The sequence below is a fragment of the Streptomyces sp. NPDC054863 genome, from assembly GCF_053610825.1.
On the sequence record NZ_JBSGZD010000002.1, the window covers coordinates 44,549 to 70,125 of the forward strand.

Here is a 25,577-nt window from a genome sequence, read left to right on the forward strand (position 1 = left end):
CAATGACGGCGGACAGACTCCCCCGCCCGGCGGATTCCCGTGCCGCGTTGCTCGGGGCGAGCACCTTCGAGATGCTTGAGGACCTCCCGGCTGTCGAAGGCAATCTGGGAGCCGTTGCCGAGCAACTCGTCACAGATGCATGGGGGTTGCCGACGGAGAACTGCAAGTCGCTGTGGGAACCCGCTTCCCCGGGGGCCGCGTCACGACTGGTGCGGGAAGCCGCGTCCCAAGCAACGGACACCCTGCTGGTCTACTACGCCGGCCATGGACTGCTCGACTCCAGGGGGCAGTTGCACCTGGCGGTGGTGGACAGCGATCCGGCGTCCGTCCATGACACAGCCGTCCCGTACGAGTGGATCAGGCAGGCGGTCGAGCGTAGTCCCGCGACCCGCAGGATCGTGATCCTTGACTGCTGCTACAGCGCACGGGCCTTCGGTCCCCAGTCCGGCAAGGTGGTCGATCTGGCGGAGGTCGACGGTACGTACGTACTGGCCGCCGCCGCGGAGACCGCTGTGGCACAGGCTCCTCCCGGGGATCCGCTCACGGCATTTACCGCGGCGCTGACGGAAGTGCTGCGCACCGGCGTCGCAGGAGCACCCGAGCTCCTGGATCTGGACACGGTCTTCGACCGCCTGCGCGCGCTGCTCAGGAGCCGGGGACGGCCCGAGCCACAGTCCCTGGGGCGTAATCAAGTGGGCCGGCTGGCCTTCGCGCACAATGTGGCCTTCACCCTCCCGTCGGTTGTCCCGGCTCCCCTTCCCGCATCAGTACGCAGCGGCTTGGACAATCCGCTCCCGGCCATCCGACTCGGCGCCGTGGCCGCCCTCGGGGGCTGGCTGGCCGGTGGCGATCCCACCCGGACAGTCACCGCCCGCGAAGCACTTGCGCAGGTGGCCGATACGGACATCGCGGTGGTGGCCGAAGCCGCGCGCACCCTTCTCCTCACGCATGCCCAGGACCAGGACCAGGACCAGGAGAGCCGCGACGGTCTTGACGGGCCCGGGGAACCCACCTCTGCCGGTCGGGCAGACGGTTCACCCGCTGGATCGATGGAGGGCCGAACCGGCTCCCGGCCCCCTGTCCCTGCCACCACGCGCGAGGACAGCCTCCGTACTACGCCACGGCCCGCTCCTCTTCGGCTTCTCTTCGCAATCGAGCATCGCCTCCAGCAGTTTGCCGCGCCGTCACGGATGTCCCGATCGCGCCGGACCGTCCGACGGGCTGTCGGGTTGCTGCTGACGTACCTGGTCCTGACCGGCAGCAGCCACTTCTCCACCAGGGCGTTGGACCCTTTCGGGAATGACCCTGAGGGCGTAAGTGAATCCAAGGAGGAGTTCGAGAATGTAAAATACGTCGCCTTCAGCCCCGACGGGAAGACCATGGCCACCTCCACTATTGGCCACGTACGCCTATGGGATCTTTCCGGTATCAAAATCAAGGCCAAGAAAATCGACCCAGTCACACCCGGCAGCGGCTGCCTGGCTTTCAGTCACGACGGAAAAATCCTCGCCCGCGGCATTTCAGACGCAGTGGAGATCATCAATCCCGCGAACGGCAAACTCACCAGAACGCTCCCCATGAAAGGCCGTGACGTCTCAAGCCTGGCGTTCAGCGCCAAGCCCAACACGCTTGCCATCGGCAGCCGCAAAGGCGCGGTGGAGTTGAGGAATCCGGGCACAGGGAAGCTGATCAGGGCAATGAAGAGTCACGTGGATGCGGTGACCAGGGTAGCTTTCAACGCAACCGGAACAAGGTTTGCGAGCACAGCAAGCGATGACGACGCCGTCCGGGTGTCTGATCCGACGACAGGGACTTGGACCAACGGCCTCCGCACCAACTTCCCGATCGACTTCACCTTCAGTCCGGACGGAAATACTCTCGCTATTGCCTCGGTCTCTCATCACCTGCGGCTATGGGAAATAGGAAAAAAACCGCCTCTCCCTTTGCTGACCGGTCACACAGGGTGGGTGAACAGCGTGGCTTTCAGTACGGATGGCAGGCTGGCCAGCGGCAGCGCGGATGGGACGGTGCGACTGTGGGACCCTCGCTCGGGTAAGCAGATCCGTAACTTTTCCGGTCACACCGACGAAGTCAACGCAGTGGCGTTCAGCCCGGACGGCAAGATTCTCGCAAGCGCCGGCGAGGACGGAACAGCCCGGGTCTGGGATGCCGCATCCGGAAAACAGCTCCACAAATTGGTCCACGAAGAATGACCGTTGGGCTCGGCCCACGGCGATGGAGCCGTGAGGCTCCTCAGGGAGAGGCTCCTCCTCCGGAGCTGATCCGGCTGTCGGTCACCGGCTGCCACCCGGCTGCCGACTGGCGTACGAGGCAGGGCGGGGGCCGACCGGCGTACGAGGCGGGGCGGGGGCCGACGGAGGGGGACTCGGCGGAGGGGGGATCGGCGCGACGGTGCCGCGCTCAGCTCACGACCTGATCCCCGTCGGGTACGTCCTCGACGGTGACCAGGCTGCGGGACAGCCCGAGTTGCCGGGACACCGCCTGGCCGAGCCCCTCGACGTCCTGGCCGGTCGGGACCGGCACCTGCTCGCCCTCGCCGTAACTCTCGATCGCCTTCGTGAAGTAGCTCGGGTGCCAGGAGCCCACGGCCCCCTTGACCTGGCCGGCGGTCACTGGGCGGTTCCCGACGAGTTCGCCGAGCGCGGCCAGGATCGCGTCGGAACGCAGTTCGCCGGGCACCTGGAACAGGCTGGCATGCGCACCGACCAGACCGCCGTCCCTGAGCCGCACGGTGACAGTGAGACAGCTGGTGACGCTCGGATAGGTGAGCACTCCTCCGGGCGCGACCTCCTTGACCTGGCCTTCCGTCACCGTCGCGCGGTCGGGTGCCGTCAGGCGGCTCGCTGCGGGCGCTCCGGCGGCGGGTTCGTGCGCCTGGGCGGCAGGGCCGAGTCCGAGGTGCAGCGCGAGCAGTGCGGCCGGAAGGGCCACGGCGCATACGACGCTGCGCCTGCGTCCGGGCGTGCGGACGGCTCGGGGCGCGGGGTGGGACGGGGGCTGGTGCGAGGGCACTGATTCTCTCCTGCAGAGGTCTTGCGTGTGGACCCGGTGAGCCTACTGCCCGGCCGTCCCCGCCGGGCTCAGGCCCCCTACGCTGAGCCCTAACTCCCTTTACACACAAGGGAGTTCGCTCCCAGGCCCCCTCCGCCGGGTTTCCGTGGTAGACCGGAGGAGTTGTCCCGACGCAAGCAGAGAGGGCACTCGCCATGGGCCGGCCGACGGTTTCCGCTCCCTTGCCGCAAGGCACGAAGATCCTTTTCATCGGACTGCATCCGAGCGCGCTCGACTACAGCAAGATGCCCGACGGACTCGACGAGGCGTCACTCGCAGCCATGATCGAGGCCGGGGACACCGCGGTCCGGGAGGCCGGGTTCCACTCCGTCCTGTGCCTGATCGACGTCTCGCCGGACAGCGCCGAGGCGACCGTCCGCAAACAACTCCAGGAGCACGCCTTCGGCTTGGCGGTGATCGGCGGCGGCGTGCGGATGCTGCCGGAGCACACCCTGCTCTTCGAGCGGCTGGTCAACCTCCTCACCGAGGCGGTACCGGGGATCCGACTGTGCTTCAACACGACGCCGGGGGACACGATCGAGGCTGTCAGGCGGTGGGTCCACACCTGACGGACCATCACGCGGCCCTGCGGGAGCCGTGCGGGACGCAGGTCATGGTGCGTCGCCCGACCAGTCGAAACGGTCCGGGTCGTCGGGGCGCGGGTCGTACAGCGCTCGTCCACCCGGGCCGAAATGCCCCAGTTCGGTCCGCAGAACCGCACCTGCACGCCGCTCCTCCGGAGTCCAGCCGGTGGTGTCGAGCAGCAGTCCGTCGAGCGGGCCGCCGATCAGTTCGGCATAGTTCCGCCCCGGCCGCCGTCCCTGGTGGGGATCGGCATGGTCGTGGCCGTACACCCGGCCGCGCAGCAGCCTCTCAGCATCGTCGTCGTTCATCCCTCCAGCCTGCCACCCGCCACTGACAGCGGGCTGCCGTCGGGGGGCCATGCTGTGCTCCTGACGGGGCCCTTCGCGCGGCTAGGGCGTGGTGGTGCACACGTAGTACGGCGATCGCGTGGGCGCGTACGGGGAGGCTCCCGCCCCGTTGACGGCGCTCACCCGGAAGCACATGTACTTCCCGGAGACGAGGCCGTCCCAGTCGTACGACGTCTTGTTCGGCGGCGCCGACCGCGTGGTGTCGCCGTTGTTCACCCAGAACGCGGTCTCGTCACCGGAATTGTCGGTCCAAGTGACGCGGGCGGTGGTGGAGTTCAGTGCCTCGACGACTACGCCCGAGGGAGTTGCGGGGATGGTCGGGGTTCGCCGTCCCGGTGTGGTGGCGCAGACGTAGTACGGCGCCTGCGCGGGCGCGTACGAGGAGGCTCCCGCGCGGTTCACGGCCCGCACCCGCAGGCATATGTACTGCCCCGGCTTGAGATTGCCCCAGCGGTACGTGGTCGTGTTCGGCGGGAGCGTGCGGGTCGTGTTGCCGTTGCCGACCTCGTACGCGGTCTCGTCGCCGGCATTGTCCAGCCAGGTCAGAAGGATCGTGTACCGGTCGATCGCCTCGGCCTTCGCGCCCGAGGGAGCGGCGGGGAGCGACGGCTTCGGAGGCGGGGTCGGGTTGCGGGTCGGACTCCAGGTCGGACTCCGGGTCGGGTGCTCTGTCGCTGGGGTGGGCGTGGGAGGGGGACTGGAGCCGATGTCCGTCGGAGTGGGGGGTGGGGTTGATCCTGTTGTCGGTGTTCCGGTGGTGCTCACGGACCCGCTCGGCGGGTCCCGTGGCGGCTCGTTGGCGGTGACGGAAAGGCCCGTGAGCGTGCCCCCGACGACGATCGCCGCGGCCAGCGCGGCGATCACCGCGGGGTGTGCCGCCACCGAGCCCAGCAGGGTGCCGCTCGTCCCGGACCCGGATCCGGTCCCGGACCCGGACTGGGCCGTGGTCGTGGCCGCCGTGCCGCCGCCCGCATTGCCCGCCGCGCCGCCCGTGACGAGCACGGTGCTCATGCCTCCGCCGAGCGCCAGACCGGAGACGAGCCCCAGTGCGCGCCGCCGGGTGTCGTCCTCGCGGGAGAAGTACGCCGCGTCCTCGCCCGCCCCCAGTCGGCGGGCCGCACGGGCCCCGAACTCCAGCACGCGCTGCCAGGCGCCCCAGTGCAGGGAGCCGGCCAGTACCGGGGCCACGGTCCGTGCCAACCGGCACACCCCGGCATCGTCCCCCGCCCGTTCCGCCGCGGCGAGGACGAGGAGCACGACGGCGGTTTCCGTCACGACCTGGTGGGGGCGGCCTGCGGCGCCGACCCAGGCGGTCAGCGGGGCGACGAGTTCCGCGGGCCGACGCAGCGTACCCGCGCGTTCGGCCACCCGGGAGCCGAGCGGCCCGCTCGCCCGGTACCCGAAACCGTCCTGCGTCAACAGGCCCGCCGCCGCCAGCTCCACGAGATCGGCCCCGGCCGGGGCGGGGCCCGTACCGGAACAGGCACCCAGCACCTCGAAGGAGACCGCCAGCGGCGCGAATCCGCAGAGCAGACCGAGGAGCCGCCCGGCCCCGGCACTGAGTTCGCCGGCGATCCCGAAGGCGAGCGCCGACTCCTCGGCGGCGAATCCGGTGGCGCTCCCGCCCAGGCGCAGAGCCGCCGCCGCCTGGACGAGTGCCAGGGGGTGCCCGCGCACCGTCGCCACGAGCCTGCGCGCCGCCGCCTCGTCCGCACCCGGCGGGCGCCCGAGCTCCCGGCCCAGCAGGGCCAGCCCGTCCTCCTCGGTGAGCCCGGCCAGCCGCAGCCCCTGCCATGCCCCGCCGGACACGGTCCCGGCCGAGGCCAGCAGTACGTCGCAGGAGGGGGCGGCGTCCACGAGGACCGTCAGGTCGGCCGCGGAGCCGTCGAAGTCGTCCACGACCAGCAGGGCGCCCACCGAGCCCATGAGCCTGCGCAGCCGGTCCGGCTCGGGTTTGTAGCCGTCGGCGTCATCCGTGACGTAGCACGCGTCGAAGAGCTCCTGGACGACGTCCTGCACCGGCAGACCGGCGGCCGAGAAGTACACCACGTCCCGGCCCGCCCCGGCGCTCCGGGCGGCGTACTCGGCGAGCAGGGCAGTCTTGCCGATGCCCGGCGCCCCATACACATGCACGGGGCGCCTGTCGCCCAACCACCGTACGAGATCTGCGAGTTCGGTCTCCCGCCCGAGCAGACCCGAGGGGCGTGGGAGCGCCGACCGGCCCACCGGCGGCCGGCGGAGCCGCACCCGCGGCGACGGCTCGGTGCGTACGTCGACCCGCGAGTCACCACTCGCGTTGACCACGACGTTGTGGTCGCCGACCACGAACTGCCCGCTGATGTGGCCGTAGACCCGTATGGAGTTCGTGGGTGCCAAGGCTCTGCACCTCCCCCGGTGCGCGCTCAGGGACCGGAGCGTAGCAGTCGGGGAGGTTGATCGTGAGCAATCACGAAGAGTCAACTTCCCACAGGGACCGCGTTGTTGTGGGGGCCGCAGCGGACGGTCCAGGGGGTGGGTGAGCGGACGAGGTTCTCGTGGATGCGGATGTCGATCCGGTCGGGCCCCTTGGTGCCGGGGACCTGGGCATGGGCCGCGGTGCATGCGATTTGGCTGACGGCGGTGACGTCGAGATCGCCGGCGCTGACTGTTGCGGGGACGAAGACGTCCACCGCGTCGGTGGTGGGCGTCGCGGTGAGCTGTCCGCCCATGGGCGGGACCTGGTTGATGAGGCCTCGTTGGCGTTCGGCGGGGGTGGGGCCTTCGAGAAGGAGGTCGAGGGCGTGCTGCGGGCTGAGCGGCCGGTCGACGGGCCGTGACACGGCGCGGATGCCGTACGGGCCTGCGAAGTAGAGGCGTACGGAACGCGCTTCGGTGCCGGGCCGCGGAACGCCCGAGGCCGGAGGGCCGGCGTCGGCCGGTTCTGTCGGGGTGATGCCGCAGCTCACAGCTGTGGCGGCGAGCAGCAGGAGGAGGACGGCGGTTGCCGCGGCCGTCCGTCCGCTGCGGGCCTGGCGCGCCCGGCCGGTGGAGGGTGAGGTCGGTCGGGGGCGGGGGCGTGTCATGGCTGTTCCAGCGGGGCAGGGGGCAGCGTGAGGGTGAAGACCGCGCCGCCCTGCGGGGAGTTGGCGGCGGTGAGGGTGGCGTGGTGGAGCAGGGCGTTCTCGTGGGCGATGGCGAGGCCGAGGCCGCTGCCTTCGGAGCGGGTGCGGGCGGTGTCGGCCTTGTAGAAGCGTTCGAAGACGTGCGGGAGTACGTCGTCGGGGATGCCGGGGCCGTGATCGGTGACGGTGACGGTGACACTCCCTTCGTGGCTGCGGGCGGCAAGGGTGACCGGGGGGCTGCCGTGCCGGAGTGCGTTGCCGATGAGGTTGCCGAGGATCACGTCGATGCGGCGCGGGTCGGCCCGTACGGCCAGTACGCCTTCGAGGTCGGTGCGCACGCGGGGGTCGTCGGCCCAGCCCCGGAGCTGGAGGGTCTTGGCCACGAGGGTGCGCAGGTCCGCGTTCTCCGGATGGAGCGGTGCCGCCTTGGCGTCGAAGCGGGAGACCTCCATGAGGTCGTCGACCATGCGGGCGAGGGTGCGGGTTTCCGCGCTGATCAGGCGTACGGCGTCGGCGGTGTCCTCGGGCAGGACGCCCGAGTCGGCGTCCTCGTCCAGGACTTCGGTGACGGCGGCCATCGCGGCCAGGGGGGTGCGCAGTTCGTGGGCGACGTCGGAGGCGAACCGGCGGGCACCGGCCTCCATGCGGCGCAATTCGGCGTCGTCCCTCTCCAGGGTCTCGGCCATGGTGTTGAAGGAGCGGGTGAGGGAGGCGAGTTCGTCGTGCCCCTTGACGTCGAGCCGGGTGTCGAGCTCGCCCGTGGCGATGCGTTCGGCCCCGCCCCGCAGACGGCGTACGGGGCGCAGGATGCGTGCGGCGGCGTACAGGGCGGGGACGAGGGCGAGGGCGAGGGCGGGGACCGCTCCGGCCTGCGCTGCGGTGACCAGTGCGGCGATGTCGGCCCGGTCGTCGTCGAGGGGGAAGGAGACGTAGACGGTCAGGCCGGAGAGCCGGCCGGTGCGCTGCTGCGGGCCGTTGCGGCGGGCGGGCTCCTGGGCGTAGGCGACGGGCATGCCGAGGGCCAGCCAGGGCCGGCCCTCGCGCTCGATGCGCTGGTACGTCGCCCTCCCGCTGCTCTCGACCGCGGTGCGCAGTCCCGCGGGGACCGGCGGGCCCGAGGACGCGGAGACGAGTGTTCCCTCCCGGTACGCGGCGGAGGAGTGCCAGGTGCGGGAGCCGCCGGCCCGGTCGAGCTGGAGGGTGAGGCTGCGCAGGTTCTCGGCCCCGGGCGGGAAGACGAGGTCGGGGGTGAGGGAGTCGAGCTGGCTGCGCAGGTCGGCCACCGCGGTGGTCCGGGTGCGCTGCAGGATCGCCGAGCGGGCCTCCAGGAAGGTGAGGCCCGCGGTGAGGAGTGCGCCGAAGGCGGCGGCCAGCAGGAAGGCGGCCACCAGGCGGGCCCGCAGGCCGCGCGGGACACGGAGCCGACGGGCCCGGCGGGACACGGAGTTCATGACTGTACGAGCAGCCCGGCGGGACGCGGAGTCGGTGGCACGGGACGCGGAGTCGGTGGCTCGGGACCCAGGGTCCGTGGCTCGGGACTCGGAGTCCGTGGCCGTACGAGGGGGCCGGGACGTCACGTCAGGGGCCCGAAGCGGTAGCCGAAGCCGCGCACCGTCTGGACGTACACGGGGTTGCGCGGGTCGTCCTCGATCTTGGCGCGCAGCCGCATCACGCACGCGTCCACGAGGCGTACGTCCCCGTAGAAGGAGTGCTCCCAGACCTGCTCCAGGAGCTGCTGGCGGCTGTAGACCTGGGCGGGGGCGGCACTGAGGAACAGCAGAAGCTTCAACTCCGATGGCGCGAGGGCGAGTTCGGTGCCGTTCTTGGCGACGAGCAGGGCGGTGCGGTCCACGGTGAGGTCCGCGAACTCCTGCACGCCCGGCGGGGGCACGAGCATGTCCTGGGCGGGGGCGACGCGGCGCAGCACCGCCTTCATGCGCGCTTCGAGGATTTCCCCGCCGGCGGGTTTCACGAGGTAGTCGTCCGCGCCCGCCTCCAGGCCGACGACCATGTCGAGTTCGTCGCCGCGGGCGGAGAGGATGATGATCGGGACCTGGCTGTTCTCACGGATGCGGCGGCACACTTCGAGGCCGCTCATCTGCGGCAGCATCAGGTCGAGCAGGACGAGGTCGGGCCGGTACCGGTCCAGGGCGAGGAGTCCGGTCTCACCGCTGCCCGCGACCTCGGTGTCGTGGCCGCGCCGTTTGAGGGCGAGGGTGACGCCCTTCTGGACGGCGGGGTCGTCTTCGATGAGCAGGACTCGTGCCATGGGTGGTGCGGCCTTCCGGCGGGACAGGAACGATCGGGGTGGGTCGGGCCAGCGCTTGGGGACTTGGGCCACCAGGGTGGTCGCAGCATATGACGCGTTTTCTTCCGTTCCGTGATGAAACGATGACGCCGTGGCGTACCGGGCGCGAAGGTCCTGCCGTACCGGTGGCGCGAAGACCGTCGCGGAGGCCGGTTCAGCCGTCGGTGAGCCGGGTGAGGTCCACGGAACCCGAACCCGCCAGGGGCTGCGGGACGACGGCCCAGAGCGCCACCAGCGCGGCGAGCACCGCCACGAGGGCCGCCGCCCCGGTCCGGCCCCGGGCCCAGCGGGCACGGAAGCGGACCGGGTCCTCCACCAGGAATGTGGAGAGCACGGCGGCGGCCACGGACACGGCCACGACGACGACGGTGCGGCTCCAGCCCGTCAGGCCCAGGCGTTCCTCGCTCAGCAGCAGGTACACCGGCCAGTGCCACAGATAGAGGCTGTACGAGATCAGCCCCGTCCAGCGCAGCGGGCGGCTCCCCAGTACGCGCCCGAGAGGGGCGGCCGGAGCGTGGGCGAGGCAGCCGATGAGCAGCGCGGCGGCCAGCGCGTGGCCGAACAGGCCGCCCTGGAAGAGGGAGGGCGAATTCTGCCCGTCGGCCAGGAACCAGTACGCCCCGATTCCGCAGGCCAGGACCGGACCGGCCCACCCGGCTGCCTTCGTGCTCAGCCGGGCCGTCAGCCGGGTGGCGGGCGGCGTGGCCATCAGCGCGCCCAGGAGCAGCGAGAAGGCACGGGTGTCGGTGCCTTCGTAGACGCGCGTGGTGTCCACCGGACCGGCGAGGGTGATCATGAGCAGCAGCGAGGCGGCGGCACCGGCGGCGGCCGCCATGGCGACGTTGCGGCCCGCGTGCCGCCCGCGGGCCACCAGGCACAGCACCGGTGGCCACAGGAGGTAGAACTGCTCCTCGACGGCGATGCTCCACAGGTGGCTGAAGACGCGGGTGCCGGCAGCGTCCCAGTATCCGATCCGGTCGGCGATGAAGTGCCAGTTGGCCAGGTTGGCGAGCACCCAGGGGGTGTCGTCGCGGGCGGGCCCCAGCAGGGCCGGCGGCCCGAAGGCCCACACCAGTGCCAGGGTTGCGGCGAGGGTGAAGGCGAGCGCGGGCAGCAGACGGCGGGCGCGTCGCCCCCAGAAGGCCAGGAGGTCGATGCGGCCGTCGCGGGCCGCCGTCTCCTTGAGCAGGAGTCCGGTGATCAGGAACCCGGACAGCACGAAGAACAGGTCGACGCCGAGGAACCCTCCCGAGAAGTGGCCCGCGTGGAAGAACAGCACCCCGAGTACGGCCAGGCCGCGCAGACCGTCCAGCGGTGCGACGTGCCGCTTGGCAACGGCGGACACCGCCACCGCCCCTGCGGCTCGGGCGTGCCGCCGGGCGGACAGCGGGGCGGAGGGCGGAACGGCCGGGGAGGCCTGCGCAGGCATGAGGATTCCTTCCGAAAAGGGGGACGGCCCGGGCGGGGCGGAGAGGGCGGCCGGGCAGGCAGGGCGGCCGGGCGGACCGACGGGTCCGGCCGCCCCGCGTTCGGCGTACCGGGGGGGGTGGGGCGGCCGGTCGGCGCGTGGACCGGCACGGGTCAGCGCGGAGCAGCGCCGGCCAGCATGGAACAACACGGGCCAACGCCGGTCAGCGCGGAGCAGCACGGGCCGATGCCGGTCAGCGCGGACCAGCACGGGCCGACGCCGGTGGGCACCGGCCCGCGGCGACGAGCTCAAGTCGGCGCGAATCAGCGCGAATCAGCGCTACTTACAGCCCAGCGGTCCGAAGACCTTGTCGCCTGTCCAGGGTCCGGTGGCCCACTCGGCGGCCGGGGCAGGCGTGAAGGAGTACTGCTTGCCCAGCTCCTTGCCGAGCCACTGGGCGAAAGCGGCCGAGCCCTGCTGGCAGGAGTGGATGCCGTCCTTGCTGCGCTGCGCCTTGGCCCCGGCACTGTCCGTGCCCCACAGGGCCGAAGCGTCGAGGAAGTGGACCTTCTCCGGGTTCTTGACCGCGACGGCCTCGGCCGACTTCGGGGCGGTCCTGATCGCGGCCTCGTTGGCCCGGTAGAAATCGTCGATCTTGAAGGGGGGCGCGGAGACGAGGAGGAGTTCGGCGCCCGTGTCGTTCACCGTCTTCGCCAGCTTCTCGTAGCCGGCCTTCTGCTCGGCCGGGGTGCCCCAGTCGTACGTGGTGATCTGGTAGACGACCACGTCCGGCTTGAAGGAGCTCAGCTCCTTGGGGAGGCTCTCCCAGGTGGGGGCGGCGATCTCACCGATGACTCCGCCCCCGCCTGCGGCTGCCATCGATTTGAACTCCACGCCGTCGGCCTTCATCGCCGCGCCGATGGCGGGGGCCTGGGCCTCACCGATGGAGTCGCCCATCCACAGCAGCCTGGAGAGCTTGTCGTTCTTCTCCGGGGTGCGCCCGGCACCGCCGGTATCGACGGCATCGGCGCTCTTGGCGTGGTCGGTGCCGCCGCAGGCGGTGAGCACCAGAACGCCGGCAGCGGCGATCAGTGCGATCTGGGCGGTGAGCCGAACGGTGCGTCGACGGCGGGCGGGGGACGTGCTCTCGTTGTTGTTCATGAGTTCCAGCAGAACGGAGGAAACTGCCGGTCGGACGGCTTGTCATCGCTTCGTCACAAGCCGCGGGAAGTCCCGTCATACGCCGCGGGAACGGCCGTCACGAAGGCCGTCCTACGCGAGGGCGGGCGGGCTGCAGCAGCCACCCTGCTCGCCCGCCGCGGAAGCCTGCGGGGTCTGCGGGGTCTGCGGGGTCTGCGGGGCCTGCGGGGCCTGCGTCTGCGGGGCGTCGAAGAGCCCGGCGCCGCCGCACACCCCGGTCTCCGGGAGCGTCAACTCGACGCGTTCGGCGGCCTCCTGGTCCCCCGCGAGGGCGGCGGCGATCGAGCGGACCTGCTCATAGCCGGTCATCGCGAGGAAGGTGGGGGCGCGCCCGTAGGACTTCATGCCCGCCAGGTACACGCCCGGTTCGGGGTGGGCGAGCTCGCGGGCGCCGTGCGGGTAGACGGTGCCGCAGGAGTGCTGGTTGGGGTCGATCAGAGGTGCCAGCGCGGTCGGGGCCTGGAGCCGCTCGTCCAGGCCGAGCCGCAACTCGGCCAGGAACGACAGGTCGGGCCGCAACCCGGTGAGCACGATGACCTCGTCCACCGCGTCCAGACGGCGGCCGTCCTCGGCGACGAGCACCACCCGGCCGTCGTCGTCGCGTTCCAGGGCGGTGGTACGGAACCCGGTGACCGCGTCCGCGTACCCGTCGTCGACCGCCGCCTTCGCGGTCAGGCCGAGGGCGCCTCGGGCGGGCAGCTGGTCGGCGCTGCCGCCGCCGAAGGTGGATCCGTTGATGCCGCGTCGCAGCACCCACACCCCGTGGGTGCCCTCGGCCGCCTTGGCGAGGCCTGCCAGGGAGGCGAGGGCGGTGAAGGCGGAGGCGCCGGAGCCGATGACCGCCGTGCGCCTGCCCGCGTAACGGGCGCGTACGGCCGGGTTGTCGAGGTCGGGGATACGGTACGAGACACGGCCTGCGGCGACGCGTTCGCCGAGGGCGGGCAGGCCGTCGGCCCCGAGCGGGGCCGGGGTGGACCAGGTGCCGGACGCGTCGACGACCGCGGCGGCGAGCAGGCGCTCCTCGCGGCCGTCGGCGTGGGTGACGTGGACGGTGAAGGGCTGGTCCTCGCGGTCGGCGTCGACGATGCGGTCGCGGCCCAGGCGCGAGACGCCGGTCACCGTCGCCCCGTAACGGACCGTGTCGCCGAGGGCGTCGGCGAGCGGCTGGAGGTACCGCTCGGCCCAGTCGCCGCCGGTCGGGTACGTACCGCCGTCCGGCCTCACCCAGCCCGTGGGGGCCAGCAGCTTCTCCGCCGCCGGGTCGACGAGTTCGGCCCAGGTGGAGAACAGCCGCACGTGCCCCCACTCCCGCACGGCTGCCCCCGCCTGCGCCCCTGCCTCCAGGACGAGGGGGGCGAGGCCCCGGGCGGCGAGGTGCGCGGCGGCGGCCAGTCCGACGGGGCCGGCTCCGATCACCACGGTGGGCAGGGCGGTGGCGGACGCGTTCATGAGGACTCCCCAAGTCTGCTGATTAGATATCCGTCGATGTATTGCGCGGCCAGCATCGCATTTGATTCGACGTCGGTCAACATAGACATCTGTCGAATCAGAGAGGCCGCTGCGAGCATCTCACCGGGGCCTTGATTCGACGTGTGTCAACATAGAGTCATGTCGAACGCGAAGGCCCTGCCGCTGCTGGAGCAGACGGTCGAGCCCTGCTGCCCGCCGCTGACCGAGCGCCCGCTGACCGCCGAGGAAGCGGTCCGCACGGCGGCGATGTTCAAGGCGCTGGGTGACCCGGTGCGACTGCGCCTGTTCTCCGCGGTCGCCTCCCACGAGGGCGGCGAGGCGTGCGTGTGCGACATCTCCGACGTGGGGGTGTCGCAGCCGACGGTCTCGCACCACCTGAAGAAGCTCAAGGACGCCGGCCTCCTCTCCTCCGAGCGGCGCGGGACGTGGGTCTACTACCGCGTCGAGCCCAGCGTGCTGGCCGGCATGGGCCAACTGCTGACCTCTGCCGCGCGCTGACCTCCGCCGCGCCTTGCACCCCGCCGCACCCTGACCTCTGACGCGCCTCGCATCCCGCCGCGCCTTAGCATCCCGCCGCGCCCTGACCCCTGCCGCGCGCCGACCGCCCCTCGCGAAGGAGCCCCGCAGTGCCCGCTCCCGCCGACCCCGCACCGGTGACCGTCGTACCGCTGGAAGCCGCGCACGCCCAGGACGTTCTGGCGATCTACCAGGCGGGCATCGACGAGGGCCACGCCACCTTCGAGACCGCCGCCCCCGCCTGGGACGCCTTCGACGCCGCCAAGCTGCCCGCACACCGCTTCGCCGCCCTCGACGACGCCGGGACGGTCCTGGGCTGGGCCGCGGTGAGCCGGGTCTCCGAGCGGAGCGCGTACGCGGGGGTGGTCGAGCACTCGGTGTACGTCCACCCGCGCGCACGCGGTCGCGGCGTGGCCGCCGTACTGCTGGAGGCGCTGATCGGCTCGACGGAGGCGGCCGGGATCTGGACGGTCCAGGCGGGCATCTTCCCGGAGAACACCGCCAGCCTCGCCGTCCACCGGCGGGCGGGCTTCCGGGTCATCGGCACCCGCGAACGCATCGGCCGCCACCACGGAGTCTGGCGGGACGTGGTACTGGTCGAACGCCGCAGCCCCACCCTGCCCTGAAGGCCGTGCAGGTCATGCCCTCGCGCGGACCGCGGCGAACTTCTTCCGCCAGGCCAGCGACACGTACACCAGCCCGATCAGCACCGGGACCTCGATGAGCGGGCCGACGACGCCGGACAGGGCCTGTCCGGAGGTGACGCCGAAGGTGGCGATCGCGACGGCGATGGCGAGTTCGAAGTTGTTGCCCGCCGCGGTGAACGCCAGGGTGGCGGTGCGGTCGTAGGCCATGCCGAGGCCCTTGCCCAGGAGGAAGGTCCCGAAGAACATCACCGCGAAGTACACCAGCAGCGGCACCGCGATGCGCACGACGTCGAGGGGCTGCGAGGTGATCGTCTTCCCCTGCAGGGCGAAGAGGACGACGATCGTGAAGAGGAGCCCGTAGAGCGCCCACGGACCGATCTTCGGCAGGAACTTCGCCTCGTACCTCTCGCGGCCCAGCTTCTTCTCGCCCAGGCGGCGGGTGAGGAACCCGGCGAGCAGCGGGACACCGAGGAAGATGACGACGTTGAGGGCGATCTTCCACATCGAGATGTCGAGGCTCTCGCCCTCGCCCAGGCCGAGCCAGCCGGGCAGCAGGTCCAGGTAGAGCCAGCCGAGGAGGCCGAAGGCGATGACCTGGAAGACGGAGTTGAGGGCGACCAGGACGGCGGCGGCCTCGCGGTCGCCGCAGGCCAGGTCGTTCCAGATGATGACCATGGCGATGCAGCGGGCGAGCCCGACGATGATCAGGCCGGTGCGGTACTCCGGCAGGTCGGGCAGGAAGATCCACGCGAGGGCGAACATGACGGCCGGGCCGACGATCCAGTTGACGACCAGCGACGAGACCATGAGCTTGCGGTCACCGGTGACCGCGTCCAGCTTGTCGTAACGCACCTTCGCCAGCACCGGATACATCATGATCAGCAGGCCGACGGCGATCGGCAGCGAGATCCCGCCGATCTCGACCTTCGCGAGCGCGTCGTTCAGCCCCGGGATCAGCCTGCCGAGCCCCAGGCCGAGCGCCATGGCCAGCAGGATCCACACGGCGAGGAAGCGGTCGAGGGTGGAGAGCTTCGCGACGACCGAAGCCTCCCCCGCACCCTGCGGCTCCGTGGCCGCGGACGTGGTGGGTTCGGTGCGGCTCACGGGCAGGCCCTCTTGTTCTCGCCGGCCCTGCGGGCGGAGGCGGCCAGCGCGGCGAACCGCTCGGAGAGCCCGTCCAGGACCTCGGGCCTGAGCTTGTAGTAGGTGAACCGGCCACACGGCTCGGTCTCCACCACCCCGGCCTCGCGCAGGACCTTCATGTGGTTGGAGAGGTTGGTCTGCTTGGCGCCGGTCTCCTCGACCAGGTGCGTGGTGCAGAGCGTCTCGCGCGCCAGCAGGGTCACGATCCGCAGGCGGAGCGGATCGCCCAGCACCCGGATCACATCAGGATCGACTGAAGTCAGCATGCGCTGATATTCTCACATCACTCCCCGCTGATACCAGTGGGGGCTGAAGTCACTGGCGGCCGGGTTCGCCGTGCGAGGAGAAGGAACGATCACCATGGCCGACAAGCCGTCCGTCCTGTTCGTCTGCGTCCACAACGCCGGCCGCTCCCAGATGGCCGCCGCCTGGCTGACCCACCTGGCCGGCGACCGCGTCGAGGTCCGCTCCGCCGGCTCCAACCCGGGCAAGGCGGTCAACCCGGCCGCCGTCGCGGCCATGGCCGAGGCAGGCATCGACATCTCCGCCGAGACCCCGAAGATCCTCACCGTCGACGCGGTGAAGGAGTCGGACGTCTGCATCACGATGGGCTGCGGCGACACCTGCCCCGTCTTCCCCGGCAAGCGCTACCTCGACTGGCAGCTCGAAGACCCGGCCGGGCAGGGCGTCGAGGCCGTCCGCCCGATCCGCGACGACATCAAGCGGCTCGTCGAGAACCTGATCGCGGAAATCGCCCCGGAAAAGAGCGCATAAGAGCACTCCGAACGGCCCGGTCAGCGGACCACGTCGAAGACGTTCTTCTGCAGGCCGTTGGCGTACGCCTCGTGCTCGACGAGCTTCAGCTTCTGGGTGTCCTTGTCGGTGGCGCTGAAGAGGCGCTTGCCCGCGCCGAGCAGGAGCGGGAAGACGAGCAGGTGGTAGCGGTCGATCAGGCCGGCGTCGGAGAGCGCCTGGTTGAGGGAGGCGCTGCCGTGCACGATGATCGGGCCGCCCTCGGTCTCCTTCAGCGCGGCAACCTCGTCGAGCGAGCGCAGGATCGTCGTCTCACCCCAGTTCGACACGAGGTCGCTCTCGCCGAGGGTGGTGGAGACGACGTACTTCGGCATCGGCTTGTAGTGGGCGAAGTCCTCCATGTCCGGCCACACCGGACTGAACGCCTCGTAGCTGGCCCGGCCCAGCAGCACCGCGGTGGCTTCCTGCTGCTCCCGGCCCTTGATCTCGAACGCCTCGGGCAGGAACTCCATGTCCTTGAAGGTCCATCCGGAGTTCCGGTAACCGGGCTCGCCGCCCGGACCCTCCATGACGCCGTCGAGCGAGATGAAGGCGGTACTGATCAGAGTGCGCATGCGATGACTCCCCTTGACGGCGGGCACACGAGGGCCCTTGTGTACGATGTCCACATCCCGGGAGTGCGGCGGGCCGCGCCCCCGGTCGATCTTGCAGCAGCCTAAACGCAACAAGTGGACGCTGTCTACATTTGAAGGGAAGTGGAGTGGGTGACGGCCTCGGACGCCGACAGGCCCAAGCGCAGTACCTACCGTCACGGCGACCTGCGCAACGCCCTGATCAAGGCGGGCGTCGAACTCGCCCGCCAGGGCGGTCCGGAGGCGGTGGCCCTGCGCGCCGCCACCCGCCACGCGGGCGTCGTGCCCAACGCCGCCTACCGCCACTTCGCCGACCGCAGCGCTCTCCTGCACGCCGTCTCGCAGGAAGCCATGGCCCGGGTCGCCCGCACCATGGAGGCCGAACAGGCCGCCGTGCCGGACGGCCTGGAGGAGAAGGAAGCGGCCCGGGCCCGGTTCCGCGCGGTCGGCACCGGCTACCTGCGCTTCGCCCAGGAGGAACCGGGTCTGTTCCGCATCGCGTTCCACGTGCCGGGCGACATGACCCATGCCACGGACACCGATGCCACGGGCGACAGCGGGCAGTCACCCTTCGAGCTTCTCGGCACCGCACTCGACGGCCTCGTCGATACGGGCCTCCTGCCCGAAGTCCGCCGCCCAGGAGCCGAGTTCCTCGCCTGGTCCGCCGTCCACGGCCTCGCCGTCCTCGTCATCGACGGCCCCCTGCGCGGACTTCACCCCACCCAGGCCCACGACGCCGGCCAGCTCCTCATCGACATGATCGAACGCGGCATCTGACACCGGCTCGCGCGGCCACCACCCGCGCTCAGACGCCCTCGACACGGACGGCGGGCGGGCGCCGCGATCCCGGTGCCTGGGTCTGCTGAACCACCGACCGAGGGTGGGCGGGCCGCTTGGCGGGACGGCATTGCTCCAGGAGCGCGGGGAACGTACCGACGGCGTTGAGCGCCAGGGCGAGCTCCGCGATGACCGTCGGATCGTCCAGCGGGCCGCGCAGGTACTCCTCCAGCCGGCGGATGCGGTACCGCACCGTGTTCTCGTGGCAGTAGAGGACCTGAGCCGCCTCGGCCGCGGAGCCATGGGCCTTGAGCCAGGCCCTGGCCGTGGCCAGCAGCGTGGTGCGTTCGTCCTCGGGCAGGGACAGCAGCCCGCCGAGCACGCGGTTGACGGCGCGGCGGGTGGTGTCCAGGTTGCTCATCACGAGCTCGGTCAACGGAGTGTCGTCCAGTTGCCGCACCTCGGCCGTCCCCGGGGTCAACGACTCCAGTGCGACCTGGGCGTACCTCAAGGCGCTCTCCGTGTGGTCGAGTTGGTGATAGACGGGGCTCACTCCGACGCGTCCGGTCGCGCAGTCGCGGACAGCGGCGACGACCGTGGCCGGGGGCTGCTTGCGGGCGAGGGAGAGGACGGCGATCTCGTGTCCCGACTGCGCCCGCCAGGCCGATGCGACGTGGAGCGCCCGCAGCCTGGCCTCCAGGCCGGCCAGGGGCGGTTCGGCGGGCACGGCGGCTTCGGCCATCAGCACGACGAAACGGCCCTGGTAGGGGAAACCGAGTGTACGAGCGAGCTCCCAGCCGGTGTCGCTGCCGGTGGCCTGCCCGTCGAGCAGCGCGGCGACGAGGGCCGAGCGCCTGCGGTCGGTCTCGACCATCCGTTCGGCGACGGCTTCCCGGTAGGAGTCGGTGAGCGCCGAGGAGTAGATGTCCGAGAGGGACCAGACCCGGGTCGCCGACACGAGCAGTGCGCGCGTCATGCCCTCCCCGAACTCCTCGGCCTCGGCGAGGAGTTGCTCCCAGAAGTAGGCGAAGCTCAACCGGTAGACCCGGAGGACCTCCGGCAGCGGCGCCCCCTGGAGGGCCCGCTTGCGGCCGGTGGCGTGGGGTGCGGACACGTCCACCGCCGCCGGCCCGGGGTCGGCGAGATGGGTGAGGATGAAGCCGACGCTGCGGCGCAGGGCCTCCTGCAGTTCCTCGGGGCTCACCACCGTGTTCCGGTAGAACTCGATCTCCCTGACGACCAGTTCGGCCATTCCGGCGACGATGCCGTCCAGTCTGGTGTTCAACGCCCTGGCAAGGTCGGCGATGGCGGCGTTCGGGGTTTCCTCGGGCACGGCCAGAGCCTACGGCAGCTCGTGCCGCAGCAGCGGGCAATGCCCGTTTCCCGGAGAGCGGCCGTTGTTCGTCATGCACCGCCCCCGCGCAGGGGGAGCCCGTAACTCTCGCTGCTCCGCCTTGAGGCCGGCAGCTGGACGCCTCCTCCCGTGCTGCTCACGGGGCCGGGCAGCCCGCCGTCGCCGCGGGTCACCGAGCCGATGAGCTCCCGCAGTCGGTCCACGTAGCGCCGCATGTTCTCGTGGGCGACAGGCGTGTCCGGGTAGCGGATGGCCACCTGCAGCCCCTCGTGCAGGCGGGTGAACCACACGCACACCTGATCGCCGTAGGAGACCCGGAGCAGGAGGTACGCCTTGAGTTCCTCCCACTGCCGGGCTCCCGGCAGGTCCCGCGCGTCGACGAACGACACGAGCGAGAAGAGGTCGGGCGACGTCGGGCGGAAATCCGCACCGAGCAGCTTCAGCACGCGGGCGGTCGGCAGGCGCGCCAGCGACTTGTTGGCCCGCAGCGTGGATCGTGCCATCCGGAGCGCGTCGTCGAAGCCGCGGGCCTCTGCCACGGGAAACTCGATCGGTGCGCAGCCGACGTACCACCCCACCGAGTTCGTCCACCGTGACTTCGCGCGGGTGTGGAGCGGGACGACCGTGCGGTAGACGGGTTGGCCGCCCAGGGAGTGGGCGATGAGACCGGTGGCCGCCAGGAGGCCCACCTGGCTCCCGCCGGACGGTCGGCAGTGTGCCGCGAAGCCGGCCGCGTGCGCGTCGTCCACCAGCATCTCGTACAGGAACTTCTGCGCGGGCAGCTTTCCGCCGGGGGTGAGGCCGAGGTCCACGGGGAAGGCCGGCAGCGTGCCGTCGCACCGGGTGATGAACTCCCGCCAGCGTTCCACGATCGGATGCGTGTGATCGACCTCGTCGGCGTCGGCCCGCTCGATCGCGCAGAAGTCGACGTAGCTGCTGCTCGGGGCCTCCTCCTCGGTCCCCGCGATCCCCGCCGCACAGAGTTCGTCGATGTCCGAGGGGATGCGCTGGAGCGAGTACGCGTCGACGTTGCTGTGGTCGAAGGCCATGTACACGCTGGTGGAGTCCTCCCTGACCACCGCGGTGTACAGGAAGCTCGGCCAGCCCAGCGTGTCCGCCGCCACGTCGAAACGCTTCTGCAGGTGCAGTCGCAGTTCCTCGGCCTCGAAGTAGTCGCCCACGACTTCCCGCCGCAGTGCCACGGTGGCGGGTGCGGCCGTGAACCGGTGCAACTCGTCGCCGCCCCAGCGGAATCCGCTGCGCAGCGTCTCGTGCCGGAGCGTCCAGGTCCGCAGCGCGCTCTCCAGGACGTCGAGATCGACGGGGCCCGGAATGTCGAAGGCCACCCCGAGCCAGGCGGGCACGGACAGACCGTCCTCCCGCAGCGACCGTGCCGTCCGGATGTGGGATTCCTGTACGTACGCAGGTGGCCGGGAATCGTCGGGCAGCCTGGTCGCGGCCTCGACCATCGCCGGATCCAGCGTCCACTCCACCAGTCGTCCGGGACGGACCTCGCAGCCGTGAAGGTCGGTAATGCGCATAGGAACTGTCCATTCACAGGCGGGTGATCGGGGGGCCGGGGCGCGAAAGATCCAGCGGGCACCCGACATCAACAACGAGGCCGGTCGCCCCCGGATACGCCCGGATCACCTCGGCACGGTTCTGTTCGGTCGGCCTCGGGCTCGTCGGCCATGGCCTCGGGGGCTTCCGGTCCGGCCCGGAAGCGGTTCTTTCCGGCCGCTTACGGGGCGGGGCACGGTGTTTCGCGGCCCGGCGGGGCGGGAGTCGCGCAGAGTGGTCGGTATGACGACACCCGCAGAGCTTCTTCGTTCCTTCGCCCGCACCCGGGCCTCGCTCGACGGCGAGGAGGTCACGTACTGGTGGTCCGGGGACGTGTACTCCTGGACCCCCGACGAGCCCTACCAGCGCCTCTTCGGCTTCGAGGGACTCAACGTCTCCCGCCTCGTCGAGGACGCCGAGAACGGCCCTGACGCCTACCAACTGCTCACCCGCGAGGCCGCGTTCTACCTGGACCCCGTCACCCGGGAGATCCTGGAGACCTGGCAGGACCTGCCGGTGGTGCACGTCTGGAACGACCCGGCGAACCAGAAGTGGCGCCCCTTCCCGATCCCGACGACCGATCTCGGCGACCAGATCTGCTTCAGCCTGGAGATTCCGCTCTCCTACCCCTCACCGCTGCCGGTGGCCGAGTACCCCGTCCACTCGGCGGGCGACACGTACAGGGCCCTGGAACTCTTCCAGTTCTTCGCCGACCGCGCCGACCTGGCAGGACCCGCGCCCAGCGTCCCGGCGACCATGTCGTGGAGCCGGATGTCCCCGTGGCTCCCGTGGATGGCCCGCGGCCGGCGGCCCGGCGGTCTCACCTATCACTGCCGGGGCCGCAAGCTCGGCTCGTACGCCGAGGTCCCCGAGCGCACCCGCGCCTACATCGCCGGCCGCCACCCGGAGTTCGCCCGCGCCCCGGAGAAGTGGAGCGCGCCGAACGAGACGAGCTGGACGTACTGGCGCAAGCTCCACCCGCCGAAGTAGCCGCCCGCGGTCGCTTGCGCGCGCTCACTCCGCCGGGGTCGCCCTGCCCGGATCCGCTCGGCCCGGATCCGCTCTGCCGGGGGCGTCGCGCCGGTGGTGCGTGCCGGGCGTGTAGCCGTACGCACGCCGGAAGACGTCGATGAAGGCGCTCGCCGACGCCCAGCCGCAGCGGTGTGCGACGGCGGTGACCGGGGTGTCCTCGGCCAGCATCCGCAGGGCGTGGAAGAGGCGGAGCTGGGTGCGCCACTGGGGGAACGTCATGCCGAGTTCACCACGGAAGAGCCTGCTGAGGGTGCGCTCGCCGGTGTGGGTGCGGGCGCCGAGCTCGGCGAGGGTGCCGGGGTCCGCCGGATCCGCGTGCAGGAGGTCGCAGACGGCGCGCAGGCGGGGGTCGGCGGGGGCGGGGAGGTGCACGGGGCGCTGGGGCGAGGCACGGAGCTGGTCGAGGAGTACGGCGCGCAGCCGGAGGACGTCGGGGGCGAGCTCCCGGCCGTGCCGGGGCGTGCGCGTGTACTCCAGGATCAGTTCGCGCAGCAGGGGGCTGACGGTCAGGACGGTGGGCGCGGTCAGCCCGAGGGGGTTCTCGTCCGCCGGCAGGCCGAGGGTGTGCATGTCGAGGTGGCCGTGGGCGCGGTGGGAGTGGACCGTACCGGCCGGTACCCACAGGGCCCGGGTGCCGGGGGCGAACCACGTACCGGCGTCGGTGGTGACGGCCAGGAAACCGGAGCCCGCGTAGACGATCTGGTGGTCGTCGTGCCGGTGCGGATCGACGCGCTCGCCCGAGGCGAGGGGGCGGGTGTGGGTGGGGGCGACGGGCATGTGGTCGGCGGGCAGGACGGGGTCCGGTGGTCGGCGGGTTTTCGGCATTGCCTGGCATTTTATCGGAAGCGCGACAGCGGGGGCGTGGCAGAGGATCGAGAAGTGTCCACGAAAACTACTGACAGTCCGTCAACTCCCGTACTCCACAAGCATTCCCGTGCCCCTCTCACCCTCCTCGCCCTCAGCCACGCCTGCGTCGACGTCTACCAGGGCGCGGTGGCCGCGCTCGTACCCTTCTTCATCGCCGAACACGCCTATACGTACGCCGCGGCCTCCGGCATCGTGCTCGCCGCGTCGCTGCTGTCGTCCGTCGCGCAGCCGTTGTTCGGGGCGCTGACCGACAAGTGGGCGTTGCCGTGGCTGCTGCCGGTGAGCACCCTGGTCGGTGGCGTGGGAGTGGCGCTCAGCGGGGCCGGCGGCATCGGCGGTTCGTACCCTTTGACGCTCGCCGTGATCGCGCTCTCCGGCGTGGGGGTGGCCGCGTACCATCCGGAGTCCGCGCGGATCGCCCGCCTCGCGAGCCGGGGCAGTCACACCGCGATGGGCTGGTTCTCGCTCGGCGGCAACCTCGGTTTCGCGACCGCCCCGCTGCTGGTGTCCGCCGTCGTCGCGACGGGCGGGCTGCGCGCCTCGCCGCTGCTGGTGGTTCCGGCGCTGGCGGGTGCCGCGCTGTGCGTGGTGGCGGTGCGTGCGCTCCGCACCCCTGCCGGTGACGGCACACGCAGGTCGGCGGCGACCGTCGGCGAGGACGACTGGCCCGCGTTCCTGCGGATGTCCGCGGCCGTGATCTGCCGGTCGGTGGTCTTCGTCGGGCTGAGCAGCTTCATCGCGCTGTACGCCCGCGAGCGCGTCGGCAGTGGCGGAAGTGGCGGTGAACTCGTCGGTACGGCGGCCCTGTTCACCCTCTACCTGGGCGGCGCGTTCGGCACCGTCGTCGGGGGCAGGCTGGCCACCCGGTACGGGCGGGTGAAGGTCGTGCTGTGGTCGTACGCGCTGACCGTGCCCGCGGTCGCCGGCACGGTCCTGGTCCCGGGCCCGCTGCTGTTCGTCTTCGTGGCGCTGACCTCGGCGGGGCTGTACGTGCCGTTCTCGCTGCACGTCACGCTCGGCCAGGACTACCTGCCGCGCCGGGTCGGCACCGCGAGCGGGGTCACTCTGGGGCTGACGGTGAGCGTGGGCGGCCTCGCGAGCCCGCTGATCGGGACGGTGGCCGACGCGGTGTCGCTCCAGGCCGCGCTGGCGCCGCTGATCGCGCTGCCCGGGGTGGGCTGGCTGCTGATGCGCAAGCTGTACGAGCCGAGGGGGTAGGGCCTGTCCGGGCGACGGCCCCGGGTGACCGGCACCCGGAGCCCGCCTCGTACCGGTGGGTCCGGCCCGGCCTGGTCTAGCTGGGCGCTTCCGCGCCCTTGCGGGCGTAGAACCACCAGGTCACGAGGACACAGCTCGTGTAGAAGCCGACGAAGCCCCACATCGCGCTGGTCACCGCGACCGATCCGAAGAGGGCCGGGATGAAGAAGAAGCCGTACGCGGCGACGCCCGCCGTGAAGCCGGTGACCGCGCCGGACTCCATCTCGGCCTGCTTCAGCGCCTGGTCGTAGGCGGGGGTGCCCTCGGTGAGGCCCTTGAGGTGGGTGGTGCGGAAGATGATCGGGATCTGGCAGAAGGTCGAGCCGTTGCCGATGCCGGAGAACAGGAAGGCGAAGAGGAAGCAGACGAGGAAGCCCCAGAAGGAACCGTGGTCGCCGCCGGACGGCAGGAAGTTGATGACTCCGACAAGGGAGATTCCCATGCCGACGAAGGACAGGACGGTGACGCGGGCGCCGCCGAGCTTGTCCGCGATCCAGCCGCCCGCCCAGCGTGCGAGCGCACCGATGGCCGGGCCCGTCCAGGCGTACGTGGCTGCCGAGTACGCCGCATCGATGGGGGTGAAGGTGGTCTTGATGAGCAGCGGCAGGGCGGCGGCGAAGCCGATGAAGGAGCCGAAGGTGCCGACGTACAGCCAGGTCATCACCCAGTTGTGCTTGCGCTTGAAGATGACCTTCTGGCGGGAGAAGGGGGTGGAGGCGACCTTGAGGTTGTTCTGCCCGAACCAGGCGACGGCGGCCAGGGCCACCAGGACGGGCACCCACAGGAACGCGGCGTTCTGGAGGTGGACGGGGGTGCCGTCCGCCTTGTACTGGGCGGTGCCGATGGCGATCGTCGACCAGGTGATCACGAGGGGGGTGAGCAGTTGGACGGCGGAGACGCCGAGGTTGCCGAGGCCGCCGTTGATGCCGGTGGCGTTGCCCTTCTCGCTCTTGGGGAAGAAGAAGCCGATGTTGGCGAGCGAGGAGGAGAAGTTCGCGCCGCCGATGCCGCAGAGCGCGGCGATGGTGATCAGGACCGTGTACGGGGTGGCCGGGTCCTGGATGGCGATGCCGAGCCAGACCAGCGGGACCACCAGGAGCACCGTCGACAGGGCGGTGAAGGTGCGCTGGCCGACCATCGGACCGAGGAAGGTGTACAGGATGCGGGCGGTGCCGCCGGTGATGCCGGGGATGGCCGTGAGCCAGAACAACTGGCTCTGGCTGAGCCCGAATCCGACGTCGGTGAGGTTGGTCGCGGTGATCGACCAGACCTGCCAGACCACGAACGCGACGAGGAGCGCGGGGACCGCGATCCACAGGTTGCGACGGGCCACCTTGCGGCCGGTGGAGCGCCAGAAGGCGGGGTCCTCGGGCCGCCAGTCGGTGATGGTGCGGCCGGGTCTGTACTGCGCCGGGTCGGCGGCCACTGCCGCGTCGTCACCGGCCCGGGGTGCCTGTGCGAGGGAACTCATGACCGCTTCCTGTGCGTCCGGCGGGTACGAGGGCCCGCGAAGGTCAACTCGTGTACGGGTAGGGAGACTTCGGGGCC

At 71.2% G+C, this 25,577-nt stretch carries 24 protein-coding genes; 8 read left to right on the forward strand and 16 right to left on the reverse strand.

Annotation, left to right across the window (positions count from 1 at the left end; genetic code table 11):
* Positions 1–2: 2 nt before the first annotated feature.
* Positions 3–2,213 (forward strand): caspase, EACC1-associated type, encoded by a 2,211-nt coding sequence (locus ACWGIG_RS00765; protein WP_453319287.1) that lies wholly within the window; start codon positions 3–5, stop codon positions 2,211–2,213.
* A 208-nt stretch (positions 2,214–2,421) separates the two neighbouring features.
* Here ACWGIG_RS00765 and ACWGIG_RS00770 read toward each other — a convergent pair whose 3' ends face one another.
* Positions 2,422–2,952, reverse strand: coding sequence for a hypothetical protein (locus tag ACWGIG_RS00770; protein WP_453319288.1), 531 nt, complete (start codon positions 2,950–2,952; stop codon positions 2,422–2,424).
* 302 nt (positions 2,953–3,254) lie between these two features.
* Between ACWGIG_RS00770 and ACWGIG_RS00775 the strand changes: the two genes are divergently transcribed.
* Positions 3,255–3,641 (forward strand): hypothetical protein, encoded by a 387-nt coding sequence (locus tag ACWGIG_RS00775; RefSeq protein ID WP_453319289.1) that lies wholly within the window; start codon positions 3,255–3,257, stop codon positions 3,639–3,641.
* A gap of 42 nt (positions 3,642–3,683) precedes the next feature.
* On the opposite strand, the gene ACWGIG_RS00780 is transcribed toward ACWGIG_RS00775, so the two are convergent.
* The 8 genes from ACWGIG_RS00780 to ACWGIG_RS00815 all read right to left on the reverse strand — a co-directional run bounded on the left by ACWGIG_RS00780 (position 3,684) and on the right by ACWGIG_RS00815 (position 13,470).
* A complete protein-coding gene (locus ACWGIG_RS00780) occupies positions 3,684–3,965 on the reverse strand; it encodes a hypothetical protein (RefSeq protein ID WP_453319290.1) in 282 nt (93 codons plus the stop codon).
* Positions 3,966–4,046: 81 nt separating this feature from the next.
* Positions 4,047–6,380, reverse strand: coding sequence for a hypothetical protein (locus ACWGIG_RS00785; protein ID WP_453319291.1), 2,334 nt, complete (start codon positions 6,378–6,380; stop codon positions 4,047–4,049).
* Positions 6,381–6,460: 80 nt separating this feature from the next.
* Positions 6,461–7,066, reverse strand: a complete 606-nt coding sequence (locus ACWGIG_RS00790) for a hypothetical protein (RefSeq protein ID WP_453319292.1) — start codon at positions 7,064–7,066, stop codon at positions 6,461–6,463.
* The gene (locus ACWGIG_RS00795; protein ID WP_453319293.1) at positions 7,063–8,556 is read right to left on the reverse strand and encodes a sensor histidine kinase; all 1,494 of its coding nucleotides are present in this window, start codon (positions 8,554–8,556) and stop codon (positions 7,063–7,065) included. Before ACWGIG_RS00795 ends, ACWGIG_RS00790 begins: the two co-directional genes overlap by 4 nt.
* 122 nt (positions 8,557–8,678) lie before the next feature.
* Positions 8,679–9,374: a response regulator gene (locus ACWGIG_RS00800; RefSeq protein ID WP_453319294.1), complete on the reverse strand. Its 696-nt coding sequence runs from the start codon at positions 9,372–9,374 to the stop codon at positions 8,679–8,681.
* Between the two features lie 193 nt (positions 9,375–9,567).
* Entirely contained in the window at positions 9,568–10,842 is a 1,275-nt protein-coding gene (locus ACWGIG_RS00805; protein ID WP_453319295.1) for an acyltransferase family protein, read from the reverse strand.
* A gap of 318 nt (positions 10,843–11,160) precedes the next feature.
* Positions 11,161–11,982 carry an SGNH/GDSL hydrolase family protein gene (locus ACWGIG_RS00810; protein ID WP_453319296.1) on the reverse strand — a complete coding sequence of 274 codons (822 nt, stop codon included), beginning with the start codon at positions 11,980–11,982 and terminating at the stop codon, positions 11,161–11,163.
* 111 nt (positions 11,983–12,093) lie between these two features.
* Positions 12,094–13,470 carry an NAD(P)-binding domain-containing protein gene (locus tag ACWGIG_RS00815; protein WP_453319297.1) on the reverse strand — a complete coding sequence of 459 codons (1,377 nt, stop codon included), beginning with the start codon at positions 13,468–13,470 and terminating at the stop codon, positions 12,094–12,096.
* Between the two features lie 159 nt (positions 13,471–13,629).
* On the opposite strand from ACWGIG_RS00815, the gene ACWGIG_RS00820 reads away from it, so the two are divergent.
* Both ACWGIG_RS00820 and ACWGIG_RS00825 read left to right on the forward strand, forming a co-directional pair.
* On the forward strand, positions 13,630–13,989 hold the full coding sequence (locus tag ACWGIG_RS00820) for an ArsR/SmtB family transcription factor (RefSeq protein WP_453319298.1): 360 nt from the start codon (positions 13,630–13,632) through the stop codon (positions 13,987–13,989).
* A gap of 128 nt (positions 13,990–14,117) precedes the next feature.
* A complete protein-coding gene (locus ACWGIG_RS00825) occupies positions 14,118–14,633 on the forward strand; it encodes an N-acetyltransferase family protein (RefSeq protein WP_453319299.1) in 516 nt (171 codons plus the stop codon).
* A 12-nt stretch (positions 14,634–14,645) separates the two neighbouring features.
* On the opposite strand, the gene arsB is transcribed toward ACWGIG_RS00825, so the two are convergent.
* Together arsB and ACWGIG_RS00835 are read right to left on the reverse strand one after the other, a co-directional pair.
* Positions 14,646–15,758 (reverse strand): ACR3 family arsenite efflux transporter, encoded by a 1,113-nt coding sequence (arsB, locus tag ACWGIG_RS00830; protein WP_453319300.1) that lies wholly within the window; start codon positions 15,756–15,758, stop codon positions 14,646–14,648.
* Entirely contained in the window at positions 15,755–16,063 is a 309-nt protein-coding gene (locus ACWGIG_RS00835; protein ID WP_453319301.1) for an ArsR/SmtB family transcription factor, read from the reverse strand. Before ACWGIG_RS00835 ends, arsB begins: the two co-directional genes overlap by 4 nt.
* A 94-nt stretch (positions 16,064–16,157) precedes the next feature.
* Here ACWGIG_RS00835 and ACWGIG_RS00840 point away from each other — a divergent pair, with 94 nt between their 5' ends.
* Entirely contained in the window at positions 16,158–16,571 is a 414-nt protein-coding gene (locus ACWGIG_RS00840) for an arsenate reductase ArsC (RefSeq protein WP_453319302.1), read from the forward strand.
* A 20-nt stretch (positions 16,572–16,591) separates the two neighbouring features.
* Here ACWGIG_RS00840 and ACWGIG_RS00845 read toward each other — a convergent pair whose 3' ends face one another.
* The gene (locus tag ACWGIG_RS00845; RefSeq protein WP_453319303.1) at positions 16,592–17,164 is read right to left on the reverse strand and encodes a dihydrofolate reductase family protein; all 573 of its coding nucleotides are present in this window, start codon (positions 17,162–17,164) and stop codon (positions 16,592–16,594) included.
* 141 nt (positions 17,165–17,305) lie between these two features.
* Between ACWGIG_RS00845 and ACWGIG_RS00850 the strand changes: the two genes are divergently transcribed.
* Positions 17,306–17,959 carry a TetR/AcrR family transcriptional regulator gene (locus tag ACWGIG_RS00850; protein ID WP_453319304.1) on the forward strand — a complete coding sequence of 218 codons (654 nt, stop codon included), beginning with the start codon at positions 17,306–17,308 and terminating at the stop codon, positions 17,957–17,959.
* A gap of 28 nt (positions 17,960–17,987) precedes the next feature.
* Here the strand turns inward: ACWGIG_RS00850 and ACWGIG_RS00855 are convergent, their stop codons facing one another.
* Complete coding sequence (locus tag ACWGIG_RS00855; protein WP_453319305.1) at positions 17,988–19,292, reverse strand: PucR family transcriptional regulator; 1,305 nt, start codon at positions 19,290–19,292, stop codon at positions 17,988–17,990.
* Between the two features lie 71 nt (positions 19,293–19,363).
* Positions 19,364–20,854 (reverse strand): condensation domain-containing protein, encoded by a 1,491-nt coding sequence (locus ACWGIG_RS00860; protein WP_453319306.1) that lies wholly within the window; start codon positions 20,852–20,854, stop codon positions 19,364–19,366.
* 262 nt (positions 20,855–21,116) lie between these two features.
* On the opposite strand from ACWGIG_RS00860, the gene ACWGIG_RS00865 reads away from it, so the two are divergent.
* The gene (locus tag ACWGIG_RS00865; RefSeq protein WP_453319307.1) at positions 21,117–21,863 is read left to right on the forward strand and encodes a DUF1838 family protein; all 747 of its coding nucleotides are present in this window, start codon (positions 21,117–21,119) and stop codon (positions 21,861–21,863) included.
* Positions 21,864–21,887: 24 nt separating this feature from the next.
* On the opposite strand, the gene ACWGIG_RS00870 is transcribed toward ACWGIG_RS00865, so the two are convergent.
* Positions 21,888–22,730 (reverse strand): helix-turn-helix domain-containing protein, encoded by an 843-nt coding sequence (locus ACWGIG_RS00870; RefSeq protein WP_453319308.1) that lies wholly within the window; start codon positions 22,728–22,730, stop codon positions 21,888–21,890.
* A 54-nt stretch (positions 22,731–22,784) separates the two neighbouring features.
* Here ACWGIG_RS00870 and ACWGIG_RS00875 point away from each other — a divergent pair, with 54 nt between their 5' ends.
* Positions 22,785–23,990, forward strand: a complete 1,206-nt coding sequence (locus tag ACWGIG_RS00875) for an MFS transporter (protein ID WP_453319309.1) — start codon at positions 22,785–22,787, stop codon at positions 23,988–23,990.
* A 76-nt stretch (positions 23,991–24,066) separates the two neighbouring features.
* On the opposite strand, the gene ACWGIG_RS00880 is transcribed toward ACWGIG_RS00875, so the two are convergent.
* Complete coding sequence (locus ACWGIG_RS00880) at positions 24,067–25,500, reverse strand: MFS transporter (RefSeq protein ID WP_453319310.1); 1,434 nt, start codon at positions 25,498–25,500, stop codon at positions 24,067–24,069.
* Positions 25,501–25,577: the final 77 nt, after the last annotated feature.